The 26,057-nt window shown below is 68.8% G+C and carries 30 protein-coding genes; 11 read left to right on the plus strand and 19 right to left on the minus strand.

Annotation, left to right across the window (positions count from 1 at the left end):
- Positions 1–26: 26 nt before the first annotated feature.
- Together E0L17_RS07460 and E0L17_RS07465 are read left to right on the plus strand one after the other, a co-directional pair.
- Complete coding sequence (locus E0L17_RS07460; protein ID WP_167930631.1) at positions 27–359, plus strand: winged helix-turn-helix transcriptional regulator; 333 nt, start codon at positions 27–29, stop codon at positions 357–359.
- Between the two features lie 99 nt (positions 360–458).
- A complete protein-coding gene (locus E0L17_RS07465) occupies positions 459–1,019 on the plus strand; it encodes a flavin reductase family protein (RefSeq protein WP_167930632.1) in 561 nt (186 codons plus the stop codon).
- Between the two features lie 83 nt (positions 1,020–1,102).
- On the opposite strand, the gene E0L17_RS07470 is transcribed toward E0L17_RS07465, so the two are convergent.
- The 3 genes from E0L17_RS07470 to E0L17_RS07480 form a co-directional block, all read right to left on the minus strand.
- The gene (locus E0L17_RS07470; protein WP_206109062.1) at positions 1,103–2,098 is read right to left on the minus strand and encodes an aldo/keto reductase; all 996 of its coding nucleotides are present in this window, start codon (positions 2,096–2,098) and stop codon (positions 1,103–1,105) included.
- Between the two features lie 72 nt (positions 2,099–2,170).
- Positions 2,171–3,184, minus strand: coding sequence for an alpha/beta hydrolase (locus E0L17_RS07475; protein WP_167930633.1), 1,014 nt, complete (start codon positions 3,182–3,184; stop codon positions 2,171–2,173).
- 24 nt (positions 3,185–3,208) lie between these two features.
- Complete coding sequence (locus tag E0L17_RS07480; RefSeq protein ID WP_167930634.1) at positions 3,209–3,421, minus strand: hypothetical protein; 213 nt, start codon at positions 3,419–3,421, stop codon at positions 3,209–3,211.
- A gap of 113 nt (positions 3,422–3,534) precedes the next feature.
- Between E0L17_RS07480 and E0L17_RS07485 the strand changes: the two genes are divergently transcribed.
- Positions 3,535–4,431 (plus strand): LysR family transcriptional regulator, encoded by an 897-nt coding sequence (locus E0L17_RS07485; RefSeq protein WP_167930635.1) that lies wholly within the window; start codon positions 3,535–3,537, stop codon positions 4,429–4,431.
- Between the two features lie 114 nt (positions 4,432–4,545).
- Here the strand turns inward: E0L17_RS07485 and E0L17_RS07490 are convergent, their stop codons facing one another.
- Entirely contained in the window at positions 4,546–4,770 is a 225-nt protein-coding gene (locus tag E0L17_RS07490) for a hypothetical protein (RefSeq protein WP_167930601.1), read from the minus strand.
- Between E0L17_RS07490 and E0L17_RS11275 the strand changes: the two genes are divergently transcribed.
- Together E0L17_RS11275 and E0L17_RS07500 are read left to right on the plus strand one after the other, a co-directional pair.
- Complete coding sequence (locus tag E0L17_RS11275) at positions 4,693–5,016, plus strand: Rrf2 family transcriptional regulator (protein ID WP_167930636.1); 324 nt, start codon at positions 4,693–4,695, stop codon at positions 5,014–5,016. The genes E0L17_RS07490 and E0L17_RS11275 overlap by 78 nt on opposite strands.
- 9 nt (positions 5,017–5,025) lie before the next feature.
- Complete coding sequence (locus tag E0L17_RS07500) at positions 5,026–5,376, plus strand: DUF2200 domain-containing protein (protein WP_167930637.1); 351 nt, start codon at positions 5,026–5,028, stop codon at positions 5,374–5,376.
- An 18-nt stretch (positions 5,377–5,394) separates the two neighbouring features.
- Here the strand turns inward: E0L17_RS07500 and thiD are convergent, their stop codons facing one another.
- From thiD to thiC, 4 genes are read right to left on the minus strand one after another with little or no spacing between them, the layout of a single operon-like run.
- Positions 5,395–6,225, minus strand: a complete 831-nt coding sequence (thiD, locus tag E0L17_RS07505; protein ID WP_167930638.1) for a bifunctional hydroxymethylpyrimidine kinase/phosphomethylpyrimidine kinase — start codon at positions 6,223–6,225, stop codon at positions 5,395–5,397.
- 8 nt (positions 6,226–6,233) lie between these two features.
- Complete coding sequence (thiE, locus tag E0L17_RS07510; protein WP_353652964.1) at positions 6,234–6,920, minus strand: thiamine phosphate synthase; 687 nt, start codon at positions 6,918–6,920, stop codon at positions 6,234–6,236.
- Positions 6,917–7,750, minus strand: coding sequence for a hydroxyethylthiazole kinase (gene thiM, locus E0L17_RS07515; RefSeq protein ID WP_167930639.1), 834 nt, complete (start codon positions 7,748–7,750; stop codon positions 6,917–6,919). The genes thiE and thiM overlap by 4 nt, the downstream gene beginning before the upstream one ends.
- A 27-nt stretch (positions 7,751–7,777) precedes the next feature.
- Positions 7,778–9,139: a phosphomethylpyrimidine synthase ThiC gene (gene thiC, locus E0L17_RS07520; protein ID WP_286163370.1), complete on the minus strand. Its 1,362-nt coding sequence runs from the start codon at positions 9,137–9,139 to the stop codon at positions 7,778–7,780.
- Between the two features lie 326 nt (positions 9,140–9,465).
- Between thiC and E0L17_RS07525 the strand changes: the two genes are divergently transcribed.
- From E0L17_RS07525 to E0L17_RS07540, 4 genes are all read left to right on the plus strand, one after another.
- Positions 9,466–9,834, plus strand: a complete 369-nt coding sequence (locus tag E0L17_RS07525; protein ID WP_087226078.1) for a GntR family transcriptional regulator — start codon at positions 9,466–9,468, stop codon at positions 9,832–9,834.
- Between the two features lie 68 nt (positions 9,835–9,902).
- Positions 9,903–10,793, plus strand: coding sequence for an ABC transporter ATP-binding protein (locus E0L17_RS07530; RefSeq protein WP_167930641.1), 891 nt, complete (start codon positions 9,903–9,905; stop codon positions 10,791–10,793).
- Positions 10,794–10,816: 23 nt separating this feature from the next.
- Positions 10,817–11,518 (plus strand): ABC-2 transporter permease, encoded by a 702-nt coding sequence (locus E0L17_RS07535; RefSeq protein ID WP_286163371.1) that lies wholly within the window; start codon positions 10,817–10,819, stop codon positions 11,516–11,518.
- A 209-nt stretch (positions 11,519–11,727) separates the two neighbouring features.
- Complete coding sequence (locus E0L17_RS07540; protein ID WP_167930643.1) at positions 11,728–12,849, plus strand: hypothetical protein; 1,122 nt, start codon at positions 11,728–11,730, stop codon at positions 12,847–12,849.
- A 99-nt stretch (positions 12,850–12,948) separates the two neighbouring features.
- Here E0L17_RS07540 and E0L17_RS07545 read toward each other — a convergent pair whose 3' ends face one another.
- Positions 12,949–13,731, minus strand: coding sequence for a Rossmann-like domain-containing protein (locus tag E0L17_RS07545; RefSeq protein ID WP_167930644.1), 783 nt, complete (start codon positions 13,729–13,731; stop codon positions 12,949–12,951).
- A 33-nt stretch (positions 13,732–13,764) separates the two neighbouring features.
- On the opposite strand from E0L17_RS07545, the gene E0L17_RS07550 reads away from it, so the two are divergent.
- Entirely contained in the window at positions 13,765–14,313 is a 549-nt protein-coding gene (locus E0L17_RS07550) for a nucleoside-triphosphatase (RefSeq protein WP_167930645.1), read from the plus strand.
- A gap of 154 nt (positions 14,314–14,467) precedes the next feature.
- Here the strand turns inward: E0L17_RS07550 and E0L17_RS07555 are convergent, their stop codons facing one another.
- The 7 genes from E0L17_RS07555 to yedF form a co-directional block, all read right to left on the minus strand.
- Positions 14,468–15,559 carry an ABC transporter substrate-binding protein gene (locus E0L17_RS07555; protein WP_286163372.1) on the minus strand — a complete coding sequence of 364 codons (1,092 nt, stop codon included), beginning with the start codon at positions 15,557–15,559 and terminating at the stop codon, positions 14,468–14,470.
- 14 nt (positions 15,560–15,573) lie between these two features.
- A complete protein-coding gene (locus tag E0L17_RS07560) occupies positions 15,574–16,392 on the minus strand; it encodes an ABC transporter ATP-binding protein (protein WP_167930646.1) in 819 nt (272 codons plus the stop codon).
- 60 nt (positions 16,393–16,452) lie between these two features.
- The gene (locus E0L17_RS07565; RefSeq protein WP_167930647.1) at positions 16,453–17,469 is read right to left on the minus strand and encodes a FecCD family ABC transporter permease; all 1,017 of its coding nucleotides are present in this window, start codon (positions 17,467–17,469) and stop codon (positions 16,453–16,455) included.
- Entirely contained in the window at positions 17,466–19,271 is a 1,806-nt protein-coding gene (gene yqeB / locus E0L17_RS07570; RefSeq protein WP_167930648.1) for a selenium-dependent molybdenum cofactor biosynthesis protein YqeB, read from the minus strand. Before yqeB ends, E0L17_RS07565 begins: the two co-directional genes overlap by 4 nt.
- 415 nt (positions 19,272–19,686) lie before the next feature.
- Entirely contained in the window at positions 19,687–20,835 is a 1,149-nt protein-coding gene (locus E0L17_RS07575; protein WP_167930649.1) for an aminotransferase class V-fold PLP-dependent enzyme, read from the minus strand.
- A gap of 60 nt (positions 20,836–20,895) precedes the next feature.
- Entirely contained in the window at positions 20,896–21,147 is a 252-nt protein-coding gene (locus tag E0L17_RS07580) for a putative Se/S carrier protein (RefSeq protein WP_167930650.1), read from the minus strand.
- Between the two features lie 20 nt (positions 21,148–21,167).
- Positions 21,168–21,818, minus strand: coding sequence for a sulfurtransferase-like selenium metabolism protein YedF (gene yedF / locus E0L17_RS07585; protein ID WP_206109063.1), 651 nt, complete (start codon positions 21,816–21,818; stop codon positions 21,168–21,170).
- Between the two features lie 271 nt (positions 21,819–22,089).
- Here yedF and yqeC point away from each other — a divergent pair, with 271 nt between their 5' ends.
- Entirely contained in the window at positions 22,090–22,767 is a 678-nt protein-coding gene (yqeC, locus tag E0L17_RS07590; protein ID WP_167930651.1) for a selenium cofactor biosynthesis protein YqeC, read from the plus strand.
- 177 nt (positions 22,768–22,944) lie between these two features.
- On the opposite strand, the gene E0L17_RS07595 is transcribed toward yqeC, so the two are convergent.
- The 3 genes from E0L17_RS07595 to E0L17_RS07605 form a co-directional block, all read right to left on the minus strand.
- Positions 22,945–23,604: an isopeptide-forming domain-containing protein gene (locus E0L17_RS07595; protein ID WP_167930652.1), complete on the minus strand. Its 660-nt coding sequence runs from the start codon at positions 23,602–23,604 to the stop codon at positions 22,945–22,947.
- A gap of 12 nt (positions 23,605–23,616) precedes the next feature.
- The gene (locus E0L17_RS07600; RefSeq protein WP_167930653.1) at positions 23,617–24,435 is read right to left on the minus strand and encodes a class C sortase; all 819 of its coding nucleotides are present in this window, start codon (positions 24,433–24,435) and stop codon (positions 23,617–23,619) included.
- A 117-nt stretch (positions 24,436–24,552) separates the two neighbouring features.
- The gene (locus E0L17_RS07605) at positions 24,553–26,007 is read right to left on the minus strand and encodes a SpaH/EbpB family LPXTG-anchored major pilin (RefSeq protein WP_167930654.1); all 1,455 of its coding nucleotides are present in this window, start codon (positions 26,005–26,007) and stop codon (positions 24,553–24,555) included.
- Between the last annotated feature and the right edge of the window lie 50 nt (positions 26,008–26,057).

Here is a 26,057-nt window from a genome sequence, read left to right on the forward strand (position 1 = left end):
CTTACCCAAGGGAAAGCGAGAGCTGCGTGGACGGGCGCTGCATATCGAACGAATGCCTGGGCGAGACGGGTTTCTCCTACACCCTGTCGCTCATCAGCGGCAAGTACAAGATGACGATCCTCTACGCGCTCATGGAGTTCGGCGTGGTGCGCTTCAACGAGCTGCAGCGCTACATCGGCACCATCTCGTACAAGACGCTCTCCTCGACGCTCAAGCAGCTCGAAGCCGACGGGCTCGTCCACCGCGAGGAGTACCCGCAGATCCCGCCCAAGGTCGAGTACAGCCTCACGGAGCGCGGCCGCTCCCTCGTGCCGGTGCTCGACCTCATGTGCGAGTGGGGCGAGCAGCACCGCTGGTAGCCGCGGCGCCCGGGCGCTAACCCCAAAGACAGTACTGGCACGCGCGGCGGGCGGGCCGTATGCTGCGGGTAACGCAAGGTCCCGTGAAAGGAGCGCACCATGAAGAGAAGCCTGGGCAACGCGGGCGAGCTGTTCCCGCAGTCGGTGTTCATCATCGCGAGCTACGACGAGGACAGCGTGCCCAACGCCATGAACGCCGCGTGGGCGGGCGAGTGCAGCCGCCACGAGGTCTGCTTCAACATCGGCGACCACAAGACCACGGCCAACATCGTCAGGAAGGGCGCCTTCACCGTGGCTCCGGCCGACGCCGCCAACGTGGTCACGGCCGACTACTTCGGCATCGCCACGGGAAAGCGCGTCAACAAGGCCGAGAAGAGCGGGTTCACGTTCACCAAGTCCGAGCATGTGGACGCGCCGGTGATCGAGGAGTACCCGCTCACCATGGAGTGCGAGGTCACCGCGATCGACGGCGATGAGCACGGCGCGCGCATCGTGGGCAAGATCGTGAACGTGCTCGTGGACGAGGACATCCTCGACGCCGACGGCAAGGTCGACTTCTCCGCGTGGCGCCCGCTCGTCTACGACGCCTCCCACATGACCTACCGCGTGGTGGGCGAGGAGGTCGGCGGCGCCTGGAACGTGGGCAAGCCGCTCGTGTAGCCGCGCGGCGAACAAGCCCGCCTCAGCGCGACCGGTGAGCCCTGGCCGAGAAGCCCCTTCTCACCATGCGGGCGGAAGGGCGCCTAGTACCAGTCGTGCTTCTCACCGCGGTCGAGCGCGTCGATGCGGCCCATCTCCTCGCCCGTCAGGCTGAAGTGGTAGAGCTCGTCGTTCTCGCGGATGTGGTCGGGGTTGCTGGAGCCGGGTATCACCACGACGCCCTTCTGCAGGTTCCAGCGGAGGATGGCCTGCGCCGGGGGCACGCCGTGCGCCGCCGCGACCTCCGCGATCACGGGGTCCCCGAGGAGCTCCGCGGTGTGGCCGCGGCCGCCGAGCGGGTACCAGCCCTGCACCACGATCCCCCGCTCCTGGATGAAGGGAATCACGTCGTTCTCCTGGTAGTAGGGGTGAATCTCGTTCTGCACGAGCGCGGGGGGCGTCTCCACCCACGGGAGGAAGTCGGTCAGCTCCTCCACGTACCAGTTGGACAGGCCGACCGAGCGGATGGCGCCCGCGTCCACGAACCGCTCCATGGCCTGGTAGGCCAAGACGTCGTTGCGGTCGGGGTGGTGCAGGAGCATGAGGTCCACGTAGCCGATGTCCAGCCGGTCGATGCACGCCTGGATGGCGGGCTCGGGGTCTGCCATCTCGGAGCCGGGGTAGATTTTGGTGGTGACGAACAGCTCCTCGCGCGTGACCACGCCCTCGTCGATGGCCGCGCGGACGGCCTGGCCCACCTCCTCCTCGTTGCCGTAGGCCGAAGCGGTGTCGAAGAGCCGCACGCCGGCGTCGATGGCCGCGCGCACCGAGGAGACGCACTCCTCGCCGTGCAGGCTGTAGGTGCCGAGGCCGTTCAGCGGCAGCGCGTAGCCGCTGTTGAGCATGACCGTCCTGGTGTCGAAGTTGAAGACGCCCACGTCGGAGCCTCCTTGCGTCGTAGGTGTGGTCGTGGCCGCGTCCGTCCCGGCGTCAGGCTGGAAGGGCACGGGCTCCGCGTCCGCGGCGTCGCGGCCGCACGCGGCGAGAAGAACGGGAAGCGATGCCGCCATGGCGAGAAACTGCGCACGGCTTATGTTCATGTTGGGTGCACCTCTTCCGTCGTGAGGGGCGGACGCAGCGGGACCCGCGCGCGGCGGGCCCCGCCACGGCCTTTAGGCCAGGTACTGGGCGAAGAAGCCCTCCAGCTTGTCCCAGGGGATGGCGCCCTTCTCGCCCCCGTCGTAGAGGTCGGTGTGCGTGGCGCCGGGGATGACGAGCAGCTCCTTGTTCTCCGGCACGGGGTTGCCCTCCATCAGGTGCTCGAAGGCCTCCTTGCCGAAGTAGAAGGAGTGCGCGGCGTCGCCGTGCATGACGAGGGCCGCGGAGCGAATCTCGTTTGAATAGCGCAGGATGGGCTGGTTCATGAAGGACATGCAGCCAATCACGTTCCAGCCGCCGTTGGAGTTCAGCGAGCGCTCGTGGTAGCCGCGCGGCGTCTTGTAGTAGTCGAAGTAGTCCCTCACGTAGAAGGGGGCGTCCTCCGGCAGCGGGTCCACCACGCCGCCGCCGAGCGCGTAGGTGCCCGCCTCATAGTCCGCGAGGCGCTGGGCGTTCAGGGCGACGCGCTTGGCGTGGCGGGCCTCCTCCGAGTCCTCGGCGTCGAAGTAGCCGTTGGCGTTCACGCGCGTCATGTCGTACATGGTGGAGGCGACGGTCGCCCTCACGCGCGTGTCGAGGGCCGCCGCGTTGAGCGCCAGGCCGCCCCAGCCGCAGATGCCCAGGATGCCGATGCGCTCGGCGTCGACGTCCTCGCGGCAGGAGAGGTAGTCCACCGCCGCCTGGAAGTCCTCGGTGTTGATGTCCGGCGAGGCCATGTAGCGTGGCTCGCCCGAGCTCTCCCCCGTGAAGCTGGGGTCGAAGGCGATGGTCAAGAAGCCGCGCTCGGCCAGCGTCTGGGCGTAGAGGCCCGCGCACTGCTCCTTCACCGCGCCGAACGGTCCGCACAGCGCGATTGCGGGAAGCGTTCCGTCCTCGCCGGCGCGCGAACGGTCGCGCGGCACGTAGACGTCCGCCGCCAGCATGAAGCCGTAGCGGGTGCGAAACTCCGTCTTGCCGTGCTCGACCCTGTCGCTTGCCGGGAACGTCTTGTCCCACTCGCTCGTCATGCTCAGCGTCTGCTCTGCCATGGTGTTGCCCCTTTCCTTGAGCGCCTACGTCCGTTCTTCCTCCATGCGTCTGATCAGGTAGTCGAGGCAGTCGACGCGCGCCTGGCTCTCGTGAAGGGCGTCCATCAGGTCGCATCGGTGCCTCCGGAGCGCCCTGACCGCGTCGTCGACCCGACGGCTCTCGCAGAGCCGGCGGACCGCCTCCGACGTCCCCTCATCGCACCCCGCGTCCCTGAGCGTCTGCGCCAGATCGTCCATGTTGCCTCTCACCTCCCTGTCCGACTTCGTTATACGTCGGCCGAGAGGGGCGCGCTAATGGCTATTCTGTATATCGTGATATGAAGAAACGGAATGTCATGATCGGGAGTCTCATGGAGCTGAGAACGATGCGCTACTTCCTGGCCGTCGCGCGCGAGGAGAACATGACCCGCGCCGCCGAGCAGCTCCACGTGACCCAGCCCACCCTCTCCAAGGCGCTCAAATCCCTCGAGGAGGAGCTCGGCAAGAAGCTGTTCGTCCGCCGCAGCTTCTCGATCCGCCTCACCGAGGAGGGCATGCTGCTGCGAAAGCGCGCCGAGGACCTCGTGGGCATGGCCGATAAGATCACCGAGGAGTTCCACGGGCTCGACGAGGTGCTCGGCGGCGACATCTACCTGGGGCTCGCGGAGTCTTATCAGATTCGCCGCCTGGCCGCGGTCATCAAGTCGCTCAAGGCCCTGTACCCCAACCTGCGCTACCACATCACGAGCGGCGACACCGAGCAGGTGACCGAGAAGCTCGACCGCGGCGTCATCGACTTCGCCGTGCTCGCCCAGGAGCCGGACGCCGCCAAGTACCACGCCCTGCCGCTCCCCGAGCCGGACGTGTGGGGCCTGGTCGTGCCCGCCGGCCACCCGCTGGCGTCGAGGGACGCCGTCACCTTCGACGACCTCGTGGGCCTGCCGCTGTTCTGCTCGGAGCAGGGCTGGGACGACGACATCGCGCGCTGGTGCGGCGAGGGCCGCGACCGACTGCGCCTGGAGGGGTCCTTCCGCCTGTCCTACAACGGGTCGCTCTTCGTGAGGGAGGGCCTCGGCTGCCTGCTCACCTTCGACCACCTCGTGGACACGAGCCCCGGAAGCGGGCTGGTCTTCCTGCCCCTCGCGCCGCGGCTGGAGACGCGGATCCAGCTCATCTGGAGGCGCTACCAGGTGTTCAGTCCTATCGCCGAGCGGTTTTTGGAGGCGGCGCGCGAGGCGTTCTCGGGCAACGACGACCGGACCCGGTAGGGCTCGCCGCCCGGGCTCAGCGCCCCCGAGCGTCGGCGAGCACGCGGGCGATGTCGGCCACGATGACCATGCCGCGGTCGGCGATCTGCGCGGGCAGCAGGTCGTGGCGGTCGTTCACCGCCACGTAGCACGCGTGCGGAAGCGCGGGATGAGCTCGGTGGGGACGCGCGTGCCCGCGCCCTGCGCCTCGACCATCTGGCGCACGGGCTCCACGGCATCCCACGTGTCGTCCGTGCAGCAGCGCGCGCACTGGAAGAAGCAGTGGTCGCCCCGTATCTGGGCGACCTTCTCCTCCGGGTAGAGCTTCACGAACTGCGTGTCCTGGTTGGTGGTCACCACGAAGAAGTCCTTGCCCGCGATGAGCGCGTCGAGGTCGAGGTCTCGAGCGCGGCCATCGCCAAGAGCCTCGCCACAAACCCCTCCTCGGTGCGCCAGCTCATGGGACGTCTGCGCCGAGCCGGGCTCATCACGTCAGTGACCGGACGCGCTCGCCCCGAGCTCGCGCGTGCCGCAGAAGATGTAATGGCCTCTGTTACGCTGGAGCGGATCATTGCTCAATATCGTGAGCGGGTCGATGCTCTCTAAGGAGGCTCCATGGCGCGCAAGTCGATCGCGGAGATGTCGTTCTCGCAGGTATATCCCCTGCTCGTGCAGAAGGCCGAGCGCAAGGGGCGTACGCGCGCGGAGGTCGACGCCGCGTGCTGCTGGCTCACCGGCTACGATGAGGCCGGCCTCGCCCGGCAGCTGGAGCGCGGCGTCACCTACCGGGAGCTCTTTGACGAGGCGCCGGCACTGAACCCCAACCGCGTGCTCATTACCGGCAAGGTCTGCGGCGTGGACGTGGCCGCGATCGAGGACCCGGTGGAGAGATGCGCCCGCTACCTGGACAAGCTGGTCGACGAGCTCGCCCGCGGCAAGGCGCTGGAGAAGGTGCTGCGGAGCTAGCGCCGAGCGGTTCGCGCGTTATTTCGCGCGATGGCGCCACATGTGGTCCACGGGACCGGAGCCGCGTCCCAAATCCAGACCGGAGGAAAGCGCGCCGGTGAGGTAGTCCTTCGCACGCGACACTGCCTCGGGCAGCGCGAGACCTTCCGCCAGGCCGCAGGCGATGGCGCTCGAGAGCGTGCAGCCCGTGCCATGGGTGTTCCCGGTCTCCACGCGCGGGGCGCGCAGCCACGTCACGCGCGGGACGCCCTCGTCATCGACGGCCGACTCCACCAGCGCGTCGTTGGCGTCCGCAACACCGTGCCCGCCCTTGACGAGCACGGCGCAGCCCAGGCGCTCGGCAAGCGCGAGCGCGGCCGTCTCCTGCTCGTCCTCGTTTCGCACCGGCTCGCCGAGCAGCGCCTCCGCCTCGGGGATGTTGGGCGTGACCACGCGCGCAAGCGGCAGCAGGCGCCCCACGAGCGCCCCCGCCGCGCCGTCGTCTATGAGGCGCGCGCCCGAGGTGGCCACCATCACCGGGTCCACGACCACGTTCTCGGCGCCCCAGTGCCCGAGCCGCTCGGCTATGGTCTCGACGATCGCCGCGGAGGACACCATGCCCACCTTGACCGCGGCGGGTGGGATGTCCTCGAAGACGGCGTCGATCTGCTCGGCCACCATCTGGGGCGTGGCCTCAATGACGTCGCACACGCCACAGGTGTTCTGCGCCGTGAGCGCGGTTATCGCGGTCTCGGCAAAGAGCCCGTGCGCGGAGATGGTCTTGATGTCCGCCTGGATGCCCGCGCCGCCGCTCGAGTCCGAGCCGGCAATCGCGAGCACCGCGGGAACGCTCCAGCTCCTCGTGTCCATGAGACCCCCTATCTCGACCCCACGGCAGCCTCGGCAAGGCGGCGCAGCTCGCGCGTCGCGGCCTCGATGTCCTCGGCGGCAAAGATCGCCGAGACCACCGCCGCCCCGTCGACGCCCGTCCCCGCGAGCGAGCCCATCGTGCGCGCGTTGATGCCGCCGATGGCCGCCACCGGGATGTCCACGGCGGCGCAGATGCGCGCGAGCTCCTCGAAGGTCACGTCGACGGCGTCGGGCTTGGTGGGGGTCCCGTACATCGCCCCCACGCCCAGGTAGTCGGCACCGGCCGCCTGCGCGGCGAGCGCCTCCTCCACCGTCTGCGCCGAGACGCCCACGATCGCCTCGGGTCCCAGCACCGAGCGGGCCTCGGCACAGGCCGTGTCCGACTGGCCCACGTGAACGCCGTCCGCGCCGGAGCGGCGCGCGGCCTCCACGTCGTCGTCGATCACGAAGGGCACGCCCGCGGCGCGGCAGACGGGGATGATCTCCGCCGCCTCCGCCACGATCTCCTCCGTCGTGAGGTCCTTCTCGCGCAGCTGGACGAAGGTGGCGCCGCCGGCGATGGCCTCCCTCACGCATCCGGCGAGCGTCCGACCGTCGAGCCAGGCCCTGTCCGTCACCGCATAGAGCAGCATGCCCCGGCGGATGGCCTCGGGCGAGAAGGACCCGCGGGCCGTCGGCACGCCCGCGCCGCTCACAGCTCCTCCACGCGCGCGCCGGCCGCAAGCTGCTCGGCCGTAAGGTTGTAGGCCGCGTCGATGAGGTAGGTGCGGAAGCTCGCGTTGCCGTCGAGCGGCCCCATGCGACCCGCCGCGACCTCGCCCGCGAGGCCCCAGCCGGCGACGGCGGCCACGGTCGCCTCAAGCGCGCGGCCGGGGTTCGCCACCGCGTACGCGGCGACGATGGTGTCGAGCATGCAACCGGTCCCGGTGATCTTTCCCATCATGGGCACGCCGTTGCGGATGGCGTAGGCGCGATCCGCCGAGGCCACCACGTCGATGGCGCCCGTGATGGCCACGACGCAGCCGAGCCGCCCGGCGAGCTCGCGCGCGAAGGCGGCGCTCGACGCGAGGTTCTTCTCGCCCACCGCGTCGTCCGGGTTCACGTCCACGCCGCGGGTCGCGGCGGCCGCCCCGGCAACGGTCTTGACCTCGCTCATGTTGCCGCGCACCACGGTGACGGGCAGCTCGTCGACAAGCGCGGCAGCCGTGTTGGTGCGAAGCGCGCTCGCGCCGGCGCCCACGGGGTCGAGCACAATCGGGTGGCCGAGCTCGCCGGCGATCCTGCCGGCGGCGCGCATGGTCCCGATGGTGCGGGCGTTGAGCGTGCCGATGTTCAGCACGAGGCCGCCGCAGATGCGGGTGATCTCCGGGGCGTCGTCGACGTCGTCGGCCATGATGGGGCTGCCCCCGCAGGCGAGAAGCGCGTTGGCGCAGTCGTTGACGGTGACGTAGTTGGTGATGCAGTGCACGAGCGGCGTCGTGGAGCGGACGTTCTCGAGCGCGGTTCCGAGCAGGCTGCCATTCATTGCGGAGTCCTTTCGCGAGGTTGCTGGCTACTGTGCGTCGAGGTCGATCGTGGTGCCCTCGAAGACCTTGTTCACCGTGCGGACGGCGCACATCTTGCCGCACATGGTGCAGGTCCCCTCCGTCGAGGCGGGCGAGGCCTCGTGGCGCGCACGGGCCGTGTCCGGGTCGAGCGCGTAGTCCCACATCTCGCCCCAGGCCAGGCGCCGCCGGGCGTCGCCCATGCGGTCGTCCGCCTCGCGCGCGCCGGGCACGCCCTTGGCGATGTCCGCCGCGTGCGCGGCGATCCTGGTGGCGATAAGGCCGTCGAGCACGTCCTTTGCGTCGGGCAGGCAGAGGTGCTCGGCCGGCGTCACGTAGCAGAGGAAGTCCGCCCCGGCGCTCGCCGAGATGGCGCCGCCGATGGCCGCCGTGATGTGGTCGTAGCCCACGCCCACGTCCGTCACGAGCGGGCCGAGCACGTAGTACGGCGCACCGTGGCAGAGGCGCTTCTCCATCGTCACGTTGGCGGCGATCTCGTTGATGGCCATGTGGCCCGGGCCCTCGATCATGACCTGCACGCCCGCGTCCCAGGCGCGCCTCGTGAGCTTGCCGAGCTCGATCATCTCTGCGGTCTCGGCGGCGTCGTTGGCGTCGAAGAGGCAGCCCGGGCGGCACGAGTCGCCCAGCGAGATGGTCACGTCGTACTCATGGCAGATCTCGAGCACCTCGTCGTAGTGCTCGTAGAAGGGGTTCTCGTTGCCCGTGACCTCCATCCAGCCAAACAGCAGCGACCCGCCGCGGCTGACGATGTTCATGAGGCGCCCGGTCTCCTTGAAGGTCTCGATCACGCGACGGTTGATGCCGCAGTGGATGGTGAGGAAGTCCACGCCGTCCTCCGCGTGGGCGCGCACCGTGGCGAGGAGGTCCTCGGCGGTGAGCTCCACGAGCGGCTTCTCCATGTAGCCGATGGCGTCGTACATGGGGACGGTGCCCACCATGAGCGGCGTGCGCTCCACGAGCTGCTGGCGGAAGAAGCGGGTCTTGCCGGAGTTGGAGAGGTCCATGATGGCGTCCGCGCCGTACTTCTCGGCCGTGCCGACCTTCTCCCACTCCATGCCGGCGTCCGCCACGTCCCCGGAGATGCCGAGGTTGACGTTGACCTTGGTGGAGAGGCCCGCGCCCACGCCGCGCGGCACGAGGCCCTTCTCGAGATGGCAAACGTTGGCCGGGATGGCGATGTGCCCCGCCGCCACGCCCGCGCGGATGAACTCCGGGTCTCGGCGCTCCGCCTCCGCCACGGCTCGCATCTCGGGCGTGATCTGCCCGGCGAGGGCATAGTCGAGCTGCGTGACGAGGTTCTTCTCGCCGCGCGGTGCCTGTCCGCCCAATTTCTCTACAGCTGTGCTCATGCGCAAGACTCCCTCCGTTGGCATTACCCATGTCAGGTTCCTCGGGTCGGGGCGGGCGCGCCCCCTCTCAGCCTGCCGTCCTGCAAGCTCCCCGCGCTATGCGGTTGTCCCGGCGGAGCGAAGTCCGCCTGTGGCAAGTATAGCGCTCCCCCAGGGCTTGTGTTCGCTCGGACAAAAGGCGGCCGTAGCGGGGCAAACGGCATGCCGAGAAAAACTTTGCCCTTCTCGCTTGCACTGTGTATAGGTGTGTATATACTGTACTTACCGGGTATACACGGTTGGCCCGCAGGAGACGTCCTGGCGGGCCGGCACGGAAGGACGACGACTTGGACATCATCATCTCAACCTCGAGCGGCAGGCCCATCTACGAGCAGATCACCGACCAGATCAAGTCGGCGATCGTGACGGGCCAGCTCGCGGAGGGCGAGCAGCTCCCCTCGATCCGCGCCCTCGCCAACAGCCTGCGCGTGAGCGCCATCACCACCAAGCGCGCCTACGCGGACCTGGAGGCGGCGGGGCTCATCGAGACGGTGCAGGGCAAGGGCACCTACGTCGCCGGCGGAAACGCCGAGCTCATCCGCGAGGAGCAGATGAGGGAGGTCGAGGGGCTTCTCGCCAAGGCCGTGGAGCGCGGCCGCGGCGTCGGCCTCACCGACGACGAGCTGTCCGAGATGTTCGCCCTGGTACTGGAGTGACGGAAAAGGGGACGGGTTATTTCTCTCAGAAAGAAAAAACACGTCCCCTTTTACAGAAAGGACATCGCATGAGCGGCAGTCTCATCGAGGCCCGCGGGCTCACCAAGCACTACAGCGCCTTCTCGCTCGAGGGCGTGGACCTCACCGTGAACGAGGGCGAGGTCGTAGGCTTCATCGGCCAGAACGGCGCCGGCAAGTCCACCACCATCAAGGCCCTTCTCGGCCTCTTCCCCACCGACGGCGGCACCTCGAGCGTGCTCGGCGTATCCAGCGACGAGCTCTCCCGACCGTCCGGCGCGGCGGTGAAGGAGCAGGTCGGCGTCGTCTTCGACGCGATCTCGCTCCCGGAGCACCTCAAGGTCGCGGACGTGGGGCGCATCTACGAGCGCACCTACGCCACCTGGGACGCTCATCGCTTCGAGCGCCTGGCCGCGCAGTTTGGCCTAGACGCCAAGAAGACGGTGAAGGAGCTCTCGCGCGGCATGGGTATGAAGCTCTCCCTGGCCTGCGCGCTCGCGCACGACGCGCGCCTGCTCATCCTCGACGAGGCCACGGCCGGCCTTGACCCGATGGCGCGCGACGAGGTGCTCGACCTGCTGCGCGACTTCGTGGCCGAGCCCGGCCGCGCGATCCTCATGAGCAGCCACATCACGAGCGACCTCGAGCGCATCGCCGACCGCATCGTGTGCATCGACGCCGGGCGCATCGTCTTTGATCTGCCCAAGGACGTCATCACCGACGAGATGGGCGTCGCGCGCTGCCGCGTGGCGGACCTCGAGAGGATCGCGGACTCGGGCGTCGTCCCGGACGCCGAGCTGCGCTACCTGCGCCACGACTACGGCATCGACGTGCTCGTCCCCGACCGCTTTGCCTTTGCGGAGAGCTTCCCGGAGATTCCGGTAGACCGCATGACCATAGACGACTACATGACCCTCACCCTGAAGGGCGGTGTCCGATAATGAAGCGCGCGTTCCTCCTTGAGATGACGATCTTTCGCGACTACGCACGGCAGCTCGTGGGACTGGGGCTTCTCGTGAGCCTGTGCATCGGGCTCGGCATGCAGACGCCGCTCGCGATGCCGGCAACCCTCACCTGCATGTTCTTCATGATGAGCGCGATGGGTCTCGCCGCCTACGACCAGCTCAACCACTGGGAGCTCTTCCGGCTCACGCTGCCGCTCTCCCGGCGCGACGTCGTGCTCGGCCGCTACGCCGCCATCGTGGCGTTTGGCCTGCTCGGCATGGTCGTGGGGCTCGTGGCAGCACTCGCGGCGACGCTCGTCGTCTCGGCGGTCGGCGTGCCCGGCGAGGTCGGCGAGGCCTTCGCGTTCGATCCGGACATGCTCGGCGTCATGGCCGTCGTCACCTGCTTCACCCTGCTCATCGGCTCTGTGGTGGCGAGCGTCGTGACGCCGCTCTACTTCCGCCTAGGCCAGACCCGCGCCACGCAGATCCTGCCCACGGTGATCGTGCTGCTCTTCGTGGTACCCGTGGTCATTCTCGGCAACAGCGGCATGCTCGACGGCGGCATCCCGGGCATGGAGCTCGTCTCCTCTGCGCTCGAGGCGCTCGACACGCCGAGCGGCATGGCCGTGGGCTGCGTGATTCTCGTGGCCCTGTCGGCCGTGGCGCTGGCGATCTCCGCCGCCGTCTCCCTCAAGCTCTACGAACGGCGCGAGCTGTAACGGGTCGCCTAAAAGGGGACGGGTGCATTTCTGGCAAGTTTTCTGAAAAGGGCATTTTCAGAAAACTTGCCAGAAATGCACCCGTCCCCTTTTAGGCGACCCGCCCCCTTTTTACGGGCTTCGTAAGGGTCTTGATGGCTGCCCGTTAGGCGATGGGCGGGGACGTAAACTGGGGGCATCGCAGGCCAGTAAGAAAGGAGCCGGACCGCATGCCCTCCTCCTTTGCCCAGCTCATCGCCGCATGGGGCATTCCCGTGGGATACATCGTCATGTGCATCATCGCGAACCGCGTTAACGCAATGCGGGCAGAGCGCGTCCCCGACGACCTCGCGCCAACGTCCACGGTGCCCGACATCCACCCCGCCCTTCTCGGTGCGCTTCGATACCGCCGGGAGGGGGACGTCAGGCGCGGGATGAATGCCTGCAGGGTCGCGCTTGCGACCCTCGTCTGCCTGATGGGCAGAGGGCACGTCACGCTTGAGGAGCGTCAGGGGGCGAACGAGGAGGATGCGACGGGCGAGCAGGACGGCCCGATCTCCACGGGGAGGCGGCGCGGTCAGAAGCGCAAGCGATACTCAACCGACCAGCGGACCCTCGACTTCGGCTCCGGCCTCTGGATCGAGGTCCGCGCGAAGGACCTCGGCCGCTACGACCGCGAGGCGGTCGACCTCTTGATGCCCGAGGGCGCCCGCGAGGCCAGCGTCGCCGAGCTGTGCGGGAGAATCGGCTCCGGGGACACCTACCGTCCGCTCGAGAGGTTCCTCGGGCAGTACTCCAACGACCTGCTTGGCGCTGGCCTTGCGCGCAGCACGAGCGTGCTCTCCCAGCTCCTGTTCAGCGGCCCCGTCTCCGTACTCGCGTGCTTCTGGTGCCTGCTTGGGCCAGCGATGGCGAACATGGAGCCGGGGCCCGTGTTCGCCCCCGTCGCCTGCGTCCTCATGATTGCCATCATGATCTGCCGCGGCGCCCTCGTGGACCTCGGGCCCCGGCTCACGCCGGCCGGAGCCAGGATTCTCGGCCAGGCGAACGCCAACGTGCGCTGGGCGGAGGGCGTGTGTTGCGGGGACATCGACCCAGGCCAGGACCTCACGCCCGAGAACGTCACAAGGCTCCTCTCCGTCCTTCTCGCCACGGGCAACGTCGAGGATGCCTCCGACCTCGCAGACCTCCTCGCTCGCGAGGGATATGCGGACGACCCCGACGCAGCCGGTGCGCCGTCGGCGGTGAGGCTCTGCGCGCGCCGCACCTACATGGACGTTGATCCGTCATCGAGGTGGCACAAGCGCTCCCCCGCGTGGCTTCTTGTGCACAAGGCCGAGGAGCCCTCGTAAAAAGGGGGCGGGTTGCCTAAAAGGGGACGGGTGCATTTCTGGCAAGTTTTCTGAAAAGGGCATTCTCAGAAAACTTGCCAGAAATGCACCCGTCCCCTTTTAGGCAACCCGCCCCCTTTTTACGAGCACGTGCTCGAGGGCGCCGGAGCCGTGGAGCGGGGCACCGCAGCTCACGACCTCGCGGGCCAGCGCGGCGTCGGCGACCACGCTGCCGGCGATGAGGTCCGCGCCCGCGTCCAGTACCGGCGCGCAGATCGCGGCCGACGGGCCCACCACGCAGGTGAGCGCGCCGCGCGAAAGCTCCAGCAGCCGCGGCATGGTCTTGTTGGCGAGCGTCATGCCCGTCATGATGGCGAGGTCCGCGCCCGGCAGCAGGTACTCGCAGGCGGTGTCGGGCAGGTCCGTGTCCGCGCGGGCGGCGCGCTCCAGCACGGCAACCTCCGCGTGCTCCGCGATGGCCGCGAGATGCGGAAAGTGACCGACCACCACCGCGCGGGGCCGCGAGCCGTCGTTCTTCTCGGCCGCCATGCGCGCGGCAACCGGGGCCAGGAACACGAACGGATCCACGCTCTCCGCGCCCTCTACCAGGTCCAGCGCACCCAGCCGCTCGCGTTGGTTGTGCCAGGCGTTGAGCGCTGCCACGCCCACCGACGCCACCTCGAAGTCCCACGACTTCGCGCACTCCGCGAGCTCGCGCAGGGGACGGCCCGCCCAGCCGCGCTCCATGCGCAGGCGCGCGCCGCCGCGATGGAGCGCGGCCACGCCCGTCCCGCACTCGGCCTCGACGAGGCAGTGGTGGGCGCCCATGACCACGTGTCGCACAAGCGCGCCCTCGGGAACCTGGGCGATCATTCGGTCGTAGAGCGACCACGCTTCTGTCATTATTTCCTCCAAGGCACAGATGGGGGGGGCGGCATGCTGTTCATTCTCACCGGAGACATACGGTCGGGCAAGACCACGTGGCTCGAGGCGCGCGTGCGCGAGCTCGAGGCGGCGGGCGTGCCTGTGCGCGGCGTGCTCGCTCCGGGCGTCTGGCGCGGCGGCGAGAAGGTCGGAATCGAGAACGCGCTCCTGCCCTCGCGTGAGCGCGTCCTTCTCGCCACTCCTGCCGGAGGTGGGTGCTCGGCCGGCCTGGGCTGGGACTTCGACGCCGCGGCGCTCGCCCGCGTGAACGCGCACCTCAGCCGGCTTGCCGCAAAGACAGGCGAGAAGGACGCGCGCCCCGGGCTCCTCGCCATCGACGAGGTCGGCCCGCTCGAGCTGCGCCGCGGCGGCGGGCTCACCGCGGCGCTCGAGCTGCTGGACGCCGGTCCCGCGCCGACCTGGCCTCACGCGCTCGTGGTCGTGCGCTCGGCGCTGGCTGAGGAGGCTGCCGCCCGCTGGCGCCCCGCGTGGGGCTCCGTCGAGGTTCTGCGCTCCGACGAGCGGGGCAGGCGGCGCCTCTTGGAGCACATACCCGGCTAACGGGCGCCACGCGGCGTCCGAGAGAGGATTGTCTGTGATTTCTATCGCTCCCCACGAGTAGGGGCATGGTAGCTGATTCGCCTACCTGCGGATTCTCGACCATGCATCGTGTCCATACTCGCCAGGAGCCCATGAAATCACAGACAATCTCCCCCTACTCGCGCACGGCGCCGCGCATCAGCGCGTCGTACTCCTCGTCCGTGAGGTCGTGGCCATAGAAGAGCTGGTAGTACTCCCCCACCACGTCGCGCAGGTCATCGTCGAAGCGCTCCGGGTAGCACAGGCGCGCGTACCACTGCAGGCCGATGATCTGGTTGACCGAGGCCGGCATGGAAATCCAGTTGTAGGGCTCGCTCGGTGCGCGGAAGTAGTTGCCGGACTTGATGGCGCTGAGCTCGGCCCAGGCGGGCTCGTCGCCCACAGTGTCGTAGATCGAGTCGCCCACGAAGACGATGAGCTCGGGGTCCCAGAGCGCGATCTGCTCGAGGCCGATCTCGTTGCCCTTGCCGCTGGACGATGGGTCGTCCACCACCACAACGTTCTCGGAGCACAGGTCGATGATTCCGGACTGGAAGCCGCCGCGCGCCATCGCGTTAGTGCCGGTGTCACCGAGCAGGTACGCCGCACGCGGGCGCTCGTCCTCGGACACCTCCGCGACGACGGCCTCGACCTCGGCAACGGCATCGCGGCAGTAGTCCGCCAGCTCGGCGGCCTTCTCGGAGTCCAGGATGTCAGCAAGCTGGTCGTAGAGGTCGGCGTAGCTGTGGAGGTCGGTCGAGTCGATGTGCACGCACGGGATGCCGATCTGCTCCTGCAGCGTGTCCAGCTCCTCGGCGAGCGAGTCCTTGGCCTCGCCAACGTCGATGATCAGCTGCGGGTCTGCCGCGGCGACGGCCTCCTTGTTGAAGTCGCCCTTGCCGCCGTAGATCTGGCCAAAGACCGGCAGGTCGGCGAGGTCCTCGCCAAGGTAGGCGAGCTGCTCGTCCGTGAGCTCGCCAGAGAGGCCGACCATCTTCTCGGGAGCCACCGTGAGCAGCACCTGCTGCGCCACGGGGCCGGAAGCCGCGATGCGCTCGACCTCGGTCGGAATCTCCACCTCGCGCCCGAGCGAGTCCGTGACCACGCGCGTTGCGGCCTGCTCCGCCGCGGGCTGCTGGCTGTCGGGCTGCTGACCGGACTCCGCCGCCGGCGTGCCCCCGCACGCCCCGAGCGACACCGCCACCGCGAGCGCCGCAACTGCCGACAAGAACGTTCTTCTCCTCACTTCTTCTCCCTTCCCGATGTTACGAAGGGACTGTCCCTTCGTAACATTTCCGTAGGCACGCAGGCGCGCACCTTGTCGTTATGGAGCGAGCTGACCTCCACGGGCAGGCCGTAGAGCTCGCTCAGGAGCGGCCCGGTGATGACGTCCGCCGGGGCGCCGCACGCGCGGACGCGCCCGCCGTCGAGCGCGAGCACCGTGTCCGCGTAGAGGTAGGCCAGGTCGGGCGCGTGCGTGGACGCGATCACCGAGAGCCCCTCGCTCGCGAGCCGTCGCACGACCGCCATCACGCGCGCCGTGTTGCCAAAGTCGAGCGCGCTCGTGGGCTCGTCCATCACGATCGAGCGCGCGTCCTGCGCGATGGCGCGGGCGATAAGAACGAGCTGCCGCTCACCGCCCGAGACCTGCATGAAGCTCCGGTGCGCGAGGTGCGCCACGCCCACGCGCTCGAGCGCCTCTTCGGCGCGGGCGCGGTCGGCCGCGGCAGGCGCGCGCAGCGGCCCCAGGCGCGACGCCGCGCTCATGAGCACCACGTCGAGCACCTCGTAGTCAAAGACCTGCGCGTGGCTCTGCGGGACAAAGGCCATCTCGCGGGCGCGCTCGGCCACGGAGAGCTCTCCGAGCGGCCGACCGTTCACGAGGATGGTCCCCGCGCGTGGCCGCTCGAGGCCCAGGATGCAGCGGAAGAGCGTCGTCTTGCCCACGCCGTTGGGCCCGAGCACGCACGCGAGCTCGCCGTCCGCAACGGAGAGGTCCACGCCCTCGAGCACCGCGTGGTCGCCGTAGGAGAAGCTGAGGCCGGAGATCTCGAAGCTCATGTCAGCCGCGCCCCCTCTCGCCCGCCGCGAGGCCGGGACGCCAGGTTCTTCTCGCCCGCATCAGCCGCGCCCCCTCTTCACGATGAGCCACAGGAAGAACGGGGCGCCCACCACCGACGTGAGGATCCCGATGGGGATCTCCGCCGTGAGCGCGAGGCGCGCGATGTCGTCGACCACCAGCAGAAACGTGGCGCCCGCGAGCATGCTGGCCGGCAGGAGGTGCCGGTAGTCGCTGCCCACGAGTCCGCGCGCGAGGTGCGGCACCACGAGCCCCACCCAGCCGATGAGCCCCGAGACCGCCACGCTCGCCGCGGTCACGAGGGCCGAGAAGAGCACGGCCACGGCGCGCACGCGCGGGGCGTTCACGCCCATGGAGAGCGCCTCGTCGTCGGACATCGTGAGAACGTTGAGGCGCCAGCGCATGGCCATGAGGCCGGTGAGGCCAATCGCGATGGGTGCGGCCGCCAGCGCGAGGTCGGCCACCTTGGCGCCGTTGAACGAGCCGAGCAGCCAGAACGTGATGGCCTGCAGCTGGTTGGACGGGTCGGCCACAAGCTTGGCGTAGGAGACGCCGGCCTCGAAGAGCGACTTCACCATGATGCCGGCGAGCACGGTGACAAGGATCCGGTTGCCACGCGCCCGGCTGCTCACCAGCAGCACGATGCCCACCGCGGCGAGCGAGACGGCAAAGGCGGAGCCGGAGATCGCGAGCGAGCCAGCCCCCGCGAGGATGGCCCAGCACGCACCGAACGCCGCGCCCTGCGACGCGCCCAGGAAGTCCGGCGAGACGAGCGGGTTCTGGAAGATGCCCTGGAATGCGGCGCCGGCGGCAGAGAGGCTCGCGCCCACGAGGATCACCAGCAGGATGCGCGGCAGGCGCACGTTGAAGAAGAGCGTCTCCTGCTGCGCGGAGAAGTCGCCGAGGCCGGGCTCCACGCGGGAGAGCAGCAGCTCGAGCGCGTCGACCGGGCCGATGGGATAGCGGCCGAGCGCCAGCGAGACGAGCACGACGGCCACGAGCAGCGCAGCGAGAAGGGCTATGAGCCTGCCGGGGTGTCTGCGGGCGAGGGCCGTCATGCGCGCTCGCCCTTCCCCGGGCCCTCACCGCGACGCTCCGCACGACGGCGGACGAGCTGCGCCACGATGGCGAGGGCGATCTCGGCGGGCGTGACGGCACCGATGGCAAGGCCGATCGGCATGGCGACGGCGTCAACGCGTTCGGCCGGCACGCCTGCGGCAGCGAGGTGCTCGCGCGCGAGGGCGGCCTTGCGGGCGCTGCCGATGCAGCCCACGTAGGCGGGCTGGACGTCGCGGGTCAGCACGGCGAGAAGGACCGTCTCGTCGTGGGCGTGCCCGTGCGTGAGCACGACGACGGAGTCACGCGGCCCGATGGCGGCGCTCGCGGCAAGCTCGTCGAACGATCCGCAGGTCACGGTTGTTGCCTCCGGCAGGCGCTCGCTCGTGGCGAGCTCCGGGCGGTCGTCGTAGACGTGGACCTCAAAGCCCGCCGCTGCGGCCAGACCCACGAGCGCGGCGCCCACGTGCCCGGCGCCGAAGACGTGCAGGCGGCTCGGGGCGGAAACGGGCTCGCGGTAGGTGGCGCGCGCGTCGTCCCAGGTCGGGGCGGAGAGACGCGTAGCCGCACCGACCTCGATCGTCGGGGCGGCGGGGTCCGCCCAGCGCTCCGTCACGCAGACGGGCTCGTCGCGCAGGAGCGCGTCACGTATGGCGAGAAGGACGGGCAGGTCGTCGGCCGTGAGCGCGCGGGTTGCGAGCAGGGCGTCGCCGCCGCAGGCCATGGCGTCGCCGGTGTGGTACCACTCGAGGCTCGACGCGCCGCAGGAGCGCGCCGCGCGGGCGCGCTCGATGGCCAGCTGCTCGATCGCACCGCCGCCGACGGTCCCGATGAGCGCGCCGCTTGCGAGGACGGCGAGACGCGCGCCCTCGTGGCGCGGCATCGAGCCGCTCGTGGCAAGCAGGCTCGCCAGCCCCACGCGCCGTCCGGCCCCGAGCTCCGCCACGAGCGCGGAGACGAAGCCCTCATCGGAGAGGGAGCCGTTGACGGGGCGCGCGTTCTTCTCGGCGCCCGCGTCCTTCTCGCCTGAGAGCGCGAGAATCGCCTCGAGCACGCCGCCGCCCACGGCCAACGCCTTGTCCGATGCGCTCTCGATGTACTCCGGGTGGCAGCGCGGGTCCACGTCGCCGCACTTCATGCCCTTGTGCACGGGAACGCCCGCCTGGAGGAGCCCCCGCACCACGCCGTCGATCGTCGCGCGCATGGGCTCGCCGGCCACCGTGGCGCAGACGTCGCCGGCCGCGACCTGCGCACCAATCGCCACGCACGGCTCGAAGACGCCGTCAGCCGGCGCGCGCATCACGCGCTCGCCCGCGTAGCCGCCAATGAGCCCAGGCACCGCCGTGTTGGGGATCGGCGAGCCCTCGTAGTAGACGCGCCCCAGGTAGTGGCCGCGCATCGTCTCCACCGCGGCGTCGCAGTCCTCGCGCGCGGTGAAGCCGGGGCCAACGCCCACCACGACGGGGGCCATATCGCGCGTGGTACCGAGGTTGCGCTTGGCGAGAATTGCGTCCACCAGCGCGTCGGGCGCGAGCTCGCGCACGCAGGCGGCATCCGGGTCCACGAGCACGGCGACGTTTCCCTCCGCCGCGGCCGCGCGCGCCGACGGGGCGTCCGCGCACAGCACGCCGCGCACGCCCTCAACGCGCGTCTCGCCCAGGCGGATGGCCTCCGAGAAGCACACGGTGCGCCGAATGGACGTTGGCGTCGCGAGGTCGCACATCACGACCCGCATGCCCGCGCGGAAGAGCCGCAGCGCGATGCCCGACGCGATGTCCCCCGCCCCGCGAATGACGACCAGCATGTCCGGAAACCTCCTCGTCAGCGTTATACTTTCAAAAACATAACGGTCTACGCGACAACTCGTATTCCAACTAGTTAGTCTAACTTACAAAATGTTTGCCCCGGCGCGCGGCCCCCGAACGGTACCTTCCCGCCGGTAATGGGTCAAAAGGGACAGGCACTTTTGACCCATTCGGCAACGCTTGCCCGCCGCCTGCGGGCCGCCGTCTGCCCCTCGCCCCCGGGTACGTACACCGCCCCTCCGGGTACGTACACAATTTCAATGTTTATTAGGTACCATGTAATATTGTTTCCGCAGCTAGCGGGGCTGAGCTCCTCAGCATCAACTTCGCAATAGTGTACGTACCCGGAGCGGCGGTGTACGTATCCGGAAGAAGGGGTCCGCCGCAGCCGGCGCGCCGCGGGCGAGAAGGACCTCAGCCCGCGGCGATCTCACGCACGGCGTCCACGGCGGCGTCGACCTCGTCCTCCATGTTGAACCAGCCGCAGCTCAGACGGACGATGCCCCTGCGCTCGGTCCCCAGCGCGCGGTGCATGAGCGGCGCGCAGTGGGCGCCGGCGCGACATGCGATCCCCCAGCCCGCCGAGAGCGCATCGGCCACCTCGGCCGAGTCCAGACCGTCCACGTTGAGCGCCACGATCGATCCGCAGCGCTCGGGCGCCACGGGCCAGCCGCCGTACACCGTCACGCCCGGCACCCCGGCCACGCCCTCGTAGAGCCTCTGCGCGAGCTCGTGCTCGCGCGCGCCGAACGCAGCCGGCCCGCCGCCCTCCTCGATGCACCGCACGGCGGCGAGAAGCCCGGCCAGGCCGTGGGCGTTCAGCGTCCCCGCCTCCAGCCGCGTGGGCCACTCCAGCGGATGCCGACGCTCGAAGGAGTGCACGCCAGAGCCACCCTCGGCCCACGGCCGCACGTCGACACCCTCAGCCACCGCCATGCCGCCCGTGCCCTGCGGGCCCATGAGGCCCTTATGCCCGGTGAAGCACACCACGTCGAGGTCCATGGCCGCCATGTCCAGCGGCACCGCGCCCGCGGTCTGCGACGCGTCCACGAGGCAGAGCGCGCCCGCGGCGTGCGCAATCTGCGCCACGCGGGCCACGTCCACGAGATTGCCCGTCACGTTGGAGCCGTGCGTCACCGCCACGAGGCGCGTTCCCGGGCAGACCAGCCGCTCGAGCTCGTCCATGTCGAGAAACCCGTGCGCGTCGCAGCCGGCGTAGGCAACCTCCACGCCCCGCTCGTCCGCCAGGCGCGCGAGCGGCCGCAGCACGGAGTTGTGCTCCAGCACCGTCGTGACCACGCGCTCCCCCGGTCCCACCAGGCCAGACAGCGCGGCGTTCAGCGCCGCCGTCGAGTTGGCCGAAAAGCACACGTGGTCGGCGCGTGGGCAGCCCAGGAGCGCCGCCACCGCCTCGCGGCAGCGCAGCACCACGCGGCCGGCGTCGAGCGCGCCCTCAGACGCGCCGCGGCCCGCGTTTCCGAGCGAGCCCATCGCCGCCACGACGGCGTCCACGACCTCCCGCGGCTTGCGCATCGTCGTCGCCGCGTTGTCCAGATAGATCATCGGCCCCACGTCCTTCTCGCCAGCGTGCAAAAGTGACAGGCACTTTTGCACGCTTTCACATCAGCGGAACTCGAGCAGCTCGATCACGGTCATGGCGTCAACGGGGACGCCGTCAGCGGCAAGCGCGGCCGCGAGCTCCTCGCGCGCCTCGGGCGCCGTCTTCCACGCCAGGCCGCAGCCGGCCGCGACCTCGCCGGGCACCGGGATCATCCGCCCGCCCAGGCCGCGCCGCTCGCAGCACTCCTCGCATGACATCGCCGCCGCCGTGGTGGGAAACGTCACCACCAGGGACGGCACCCGCACGCGCGCCATCGCCCGCCGCCGCGCCCGCGCTACGGCCGCACCACGAGGCTCGCGCCGGTCAGGCGCTGCGCGATCACGTACATGTTGGTGACCTCGCCCACGGCCAGCGTGTCCGCGATGCCGTAGTGGTCGAGGCAGGTCCCGCAGGTCAGCACCTCCACGCCGGAGGCCGCAAGGCCGCGCAGATCCTCGAGCGCCGGCGAGCCCTCGCAGCTGAGGTGCGCGCCGCCGTTGTAGAACAGCACGGTCGCGGGAAGCTCGTCGAGCTGCGTGAGCGAGTACACGAAGCTCCCCATGAGCTTCCTGCCGAGCACGTCGTCACCGGTGCCCATGCACTCGGAGGTGATCGCCACCACCACGCGGCGCGGCGCGGGCCCCTCGGCCGCTGCACCCGGCGCCGGCACCTCGCACGTCGCCGACTCCGCCTCGGCATCGCTCACGCCCAGCGCAACCGTCGTGATCACAGTCACGCGCCACTCCTTCTCGCCCAGGCGCTCGCTCGTCACCGCGCAGCCCTTGCCCTCGCCCATGCGCGTGAGGTTCTGCACCGCGATCTCGTTGTCCACGAGCGTCTCGACCGCGCCCGGGCCGGCCAGCGCGCCCAGCGCCTTCAGGGTCCGCACCACGGGGATGGGGCACGCCTCGCCCCGCGCGTCGATCGTGAGCATCGTGTCCGCCATGTTCTCTCCTCGCTCGTTTACCGAAAATCGGTCTGCTTGCCTGAAAAATAGTAATAGGTCGTTATACTCTGCAAACTACAATGCGGCAGACGGTAGGATTGTGTCGAGGAGCTGCGCGCGCCGACGCCCCTTCGAGAAGGGCCGACGAGCATGCCCCATCGCACAGATTGCGCCCCTGCGCAGCCCTGAACTGTGCGCCACGGCATGCTCGGAGCGGGCGCGCGACCGGCATCGCTGACGACGAACCGTCCCGTCACCTGAGGAGGCAGGCATGTCACTTGCCGAGGTACTCGACATCACGCCCGGCGTGACGTCCGTCATCGGCAGCGGCGGCAAGACGTCGCTGCTCACGGCCCTGGCACGCGAGCTTCCGGGCACGGTCGTACTCACGACGACTACGCACATCCTGCCGTTTGAGGGCGTTCTGACCCTCAAATCGCCGCATATGTACACTCTGTCACGCGCGCTCGAGACCTCGCGCGTCATCTGCGTTGCATCCGAGTCAGAGAAAAGAGGCGAGAAGATCAAGCTCACCGTCCCCGAGCTCGGCATCGACGCCCTCGCCGACCTCGCGGACTACGTGATCGTGGAGGCGGACGGCGCGCGACGGCTCCCCCTGAAGGCCCATGCCGCATGGGAGCCCGTCATCCCCGCGCGCTCCGACCGCACGGTCCTCGTGCTCGGAGCGTCCGGCCTCGACCGCCCCGTGCGCGAGAGGGTCCACCGCCCCGAGATCTTCTGTCAGCTCACCGGCTGCGCGCCGGACGACCTCGCCACGCCGGAGCTCGTCGCCCGCGCCGCCAATGCGGAGGCCCTCGCAGACGTCGCCCTCGTCAACCAGGCGGAGACCGCCCCCGAGCGCGCCCGCGAGCTCGCGGCGCTTCTCGCCATCCCCGCCGTCATCGGGAGCCTGCACAACGGCACCTCACCAGAGCTCCACACGGCATAGCCGCACGCGCCTGGCGAGAAGAACCTCGAGACCTTGGCAAACGTCAGCGCTGCAGCCCGCCGTTCTTCTCGCCGGCCCAGCACGGAGGCTCGCGGCCTCCGGCGCCCTCCCGCGCCACGCAAAAGCCCCTCCCGGCCATGAGCCGAGAGGGGCAGACAGGACGTTCTGAGGCAGCGCCTACTTGTCGGTGGAGTCGCCCTTCCTCCTGATGAGCAGGGCACCGGCCACGCAGACCACGACGCCACCCACGAGCAGCGGGACGATGGGCAGCTCGGCCTCGCCGGTCTCGGGGTTCTCCTCCTCCGTCGGGGGCGGCGTGGGCTTCTTCTCGAGCTCCAGCTTGGGGCTGGCGTCGATGTCGTAGACGTAGGAGCCGTCCTCGGTCAGCGGCATGCCGATGAGGAACGGGTCGATGGCGTAGTAGCCCGTCGCGGGGTCGTGCTGCACCATGACGTAGAGGCCGAGCGCGACGTCGGTGAACGTGGCCACGCCGTCATCGCCCACCGGCACGGTGACGCCGCTCAGGCCGTGGGACACGGCCCAGTCGGCCAGCGCCTGCGCGGCCTCGGGGGACTCGAGGTCGTCAAGGGAGACGCCGCTCGCCGCGCACTCAGAGGTGAGCGTGAAGATGTAGTTGCCGTCGTCGGAGACAACGTCGCCCACGCGGTAGAGCGTCACGGAGCCGCCCGGGACCCGCGTGCCGTCATACGCCATGGTGACGGAGATCGTCCCCCTGCGCGACGCGTCCGGCACCTCGTGGGCGTATGCGGGAACGCTCGTGAGGCAAAGCGCCAGCACCATCACCACGAGCATCGGCAGTCTCTTGAGCCACTTCATGCGTTGTTCCTCCTAGCCTCTCCTGCGAGACGCCACTCGCAGGGCAATTCCAGCTGCGACCAGCGCCACGCCGGCACCTGCCATGAGCAGGGCGGGGCTGGTCGTGTCGTGAGTTACCGTATCCTCGGTCACGCGGTTGGCGACCCGGTGCCCGCGCACCAGGAGCCTATGCGTGTTGATGCCGTAGGGCGTGCACGTGACGAGCGTGCAGTAGTCCTGCTCCGGGTCGATGGCAAGCGCCTCCATGTCGTACGGGTCGACGGTGAGGATCTGGTCGACCTCGTACGTCAGGGTGCGGTCGAGCACGTTGAGGACGAAGGTGTCCCCCACCTCGAGCTTGTCGATGTCCGAGAACAGCTTGGAGCTCGGCAGGCCGCGGTGACCCGAGAGCGCGCAGTGCGTGCCCTTGCCTCCCGTGGGAAGCGAGCTGCCCTCGATGTGACCCGCGCCGACCTGCAGGACGGACTCCTCCGTGCCGTGATAGATCGGCATGGAGACGCCAAGGCTCGGGATGTCGATGGAGCCCATGATGCCGGTGTCGGACACCCTGAGCTGGCTCTCGTAGTCGGCGCGCTCGGAGTTGTTCATCTCAAAGCGGTCCGGATCCTGCGCAAGCTCCTGGTTGTAGCGCTCGGCGCGCTCCCAGAACGCGACGTACTGCTCCGCGTCCAACTCCGACACCTCCTCCGAGTAATCGACGATCGCCTTCGACATGTTCATTGAGTTCCAAAGGTTGCTTACCGTTGGGTACAGCAGCAGGGAGAAACCGGCGACGAGAAGGACGATAAGGACGACGTTTGACGCTCTTCTCTTGGTGGTGCTCTTTCTCACGCTGGCCTCTCCTTGCCACTGTAGCCGTGGGGCTATCGTGGTTCCCGCGTCTGCCGGGGAGGCGCTGCGCCTCCCCGGCTGGCGGGTTCTGCCCGACGTGCGGGCGTCAGATCCTACTTAGCGGTTGTTCTCCATGCGCTTGCGGTACACGAGCGTGCCGGCAGCCGCGACGACGATGGCGCCACCGGCCACGTAGAAGATCGTGGTGCCCATGCCACCAGTGGTGGGCAGGAGGGAACCGGCCTTGTTCTCAACGTGAACGCCACCAGACTGATAGACGCCGTTGGAGACGGAAGCCTCGAGGTTGGCATCCTTGACGGCGATCTCAACGCGCTCGGCGAGCTTGTTGTATCCGTCAGGAGCCTTGGTCTCCTCAAGGTAGTAGGTGGTGTTGGCGTCAAAGCCCTTGATCTCGAGCTCGCCGTTGACGGTGGTGATGTACTCGACGCCGGTCTCGCCGTCCTTGGCGAGGCGATACACGCCGTCGGAGACCTTGACGAGGGCAATCTCGTTGCCGTCGGTCTTGGCGTCATAGAGCTTGAACTGGGCGCCGTCGAGAACCTTCTTTTCGCTATCGGTCTTCACGACATCGACCTTGAAGGTGTAGGTCTTGGTCTCGTCCCAGGTGGACTCGTAATTGCTATCCTCACCGAACTTGAGCTGGGTCTTGTTGGAGTTGCCGTCACCAGCGATGACCGCGTTCTCGTTCACCACGGCGTCGTAGGTCACGACGATGTCGGTGTCAGTGGTGATGGTGTCGAGGTAGGACTGGTGGAAGACGACCTCGAAGGTGCAGCCATCGGAGAGGCCGGTGGTGACGACGTGATAGTCACCGGACTCGGCGTCCTGGCCCTTGTTGAGGCCGGAAGCCTCGATGGAATCGGGGTCGAGCGTGAGGCCGGCGGACATAACGTCGTGAAGGACGTAGCTCTCGGCGCCGGGCTTGGCACCGATGGTGGTCTTGAACTCAACGGTCTGGCCGATCTCGGCGGTGTTCTCCTCGCCCCAGTTACCGGTGGAGTCCTCCTTGACCTCCTTCTTCACAGGAGGCTCAACGTTCTTCTCGATCATCTCGACATCCGGGGTCGTGGTGTTGAGCGAGCAGAGCGTACCGAGGGTGGTGTCCACAAGGTAGTAGCCAAGGTTCAGGTTGGAGAACGTCACCGTGCTGGAAGTGGCGGTCTGCGTAGCGGTGGGAGCAATCTTGTTGGCCTCGGCGTACGCAAGAGCAGCCTTCGCAAAAGCAGCAACCGTAGCGTCGTCATCTGCGGCAACCCAGGTCACATAGCCCTGAGCGTCAACGGAAACATAGGAAGTCTGGCCCTTGAGCCAAGTCTCCCACTGGGAGTTGGCAGCCTTGTAGGTATAAGCGTTGGCGGTCTCGTTGTAGCTCTCGAGCTCGAGCACCTGATAGGCCTTGTAGGTGTGGCCGACCTCGGCGTTGTTGATGGTGATGGAACCGTTGCCGTTCGGACCGTCAACGTTGTTCCACGCGAACGCGGGGGTCACGGTCATGGCGAAGACCATGAGCGCGGCAACGACCGCTCCAAAGAATTTCTTCAAATGCCTCATGGGTTTACTTCCTCTCATTCCTTCCCATTTGGTACTTGCTTACAGAACCC

Source organism: Olsenella sp. SW781 (assembly GCF_012027725.1).
GTDB lineage: Bacteria > Actinomycetota > Coriobacteriia > Coriobacteriales > Atopobiaceae > Thermophilibacter.